The 1,018-nt window shown below is 70.0% G+C and carries 1 protein-coding gene; it reads right to left on the bottom strand.

The genetic code is table 11. The annotated features are described in order from the left end of the window. Positions 1-1,018 (bottom strand): acetyl-CoA C-acetyltransferase (locus U4Z31_RS36900; protein ID WP_321812986.1); only part of this gene is annotated, 1,018 nt, incomplete at both ends.

Here is a 1,018-nt window from a genome sequence, read left to right as displayed (position 1 = left end):
CGCGCTTGGCCATCTCGTGCAGCAGCGTCACCAGGATCCGGCAGCCCGACGCGCCGATCGGGTGACCGATCGCGATCGCCCCGCCGTTCACGTTCACCTTCGACGTGTCCCAGCCCATCTGCTTGTGCACCGCCAGCGCCTGCGCCGCGAATGCCTCGTTGATTTCCATCAGGTCCAGGTCGCCCGGCGTCCAGCCCGCGCGCTCCAGCGCACGGCGCGATGCCGGCACCGGACCCATGCCCATCACGCTCGGATCCACGCCCGCGTTCGCGTATGCCTTGATCCGCGCCAGCGGCGTCAGGCCGAGCGCCGCCGCCTTCTGCGCCGACATCACCAGCACCGCCGCCGCGCCGTCGTTCAGCCCCGACGCGTTCGCCGCCGTCACCGAGCCGTCCTTCGAGAACGCCGGCTTCAGCCCCGCCAGCGATTCCGCCGTCACGCCGTGGCGCACGAACTCGTCGGTCGCGAACTGCAGCGGCTCGCCCTTGCGTTGCGGGATCGACACCGGCACGATCTCGTCGTCGAAGCGCCCGGCCTTCTGCGCGGCTTCCGCCTTGTTCTGCGACAGCGCCGCGAACGCGTCCTGCTCCTCGCGCGTGATCCCGTATTCCTTCGCGACGTTCTCCGCCGTGATGCCCATGTGGTACTGGTTGTACACGTCCCACAGGCCGTCGACGATCATCGTGTCGACCAGCTTCGCGTCACCCATCCGGAACCCGTCGCGCGAGCCCGGCAGCACGTGCGGCGCCGCGCTCATGTTCTCCTGCCCGCCCGCGATCACGATCTCCGCGTCGCCCGCCACGATCGCGTTCGCCGCCAGCATCACGGCCTTCAGGCCCGAGCCGCACACCTTGTTGATCGTCATCCCCGGCACTGCGCTCGGCAGGCCGGCCTTGATCAGCGACTGGCGCGCCGGGTTCTGCCCCGAGCCCGCCGTCAGCACCTGGCCCATGATCACTTCGCTCACCTGCTCGGGCTTCACGCCCGAACGCTCCAGCACCGCGCGAATCACCGTCGC

The sequence above is a fragment of the Burkholderia sp. BCC1985 genome, from assembly GCF_905339915.1.
Classification (GTDB): Bacteria; Pseudomonadota; Gammaproteobacteria; order Burkholderiales; family Burkholderiaceae; genus Burkholderia.
The sequence above is the reverse complement of the archived record's forward strand: the minus strand, read 5'-3'. Positions and strand labels throughout refer to the sequence as shown.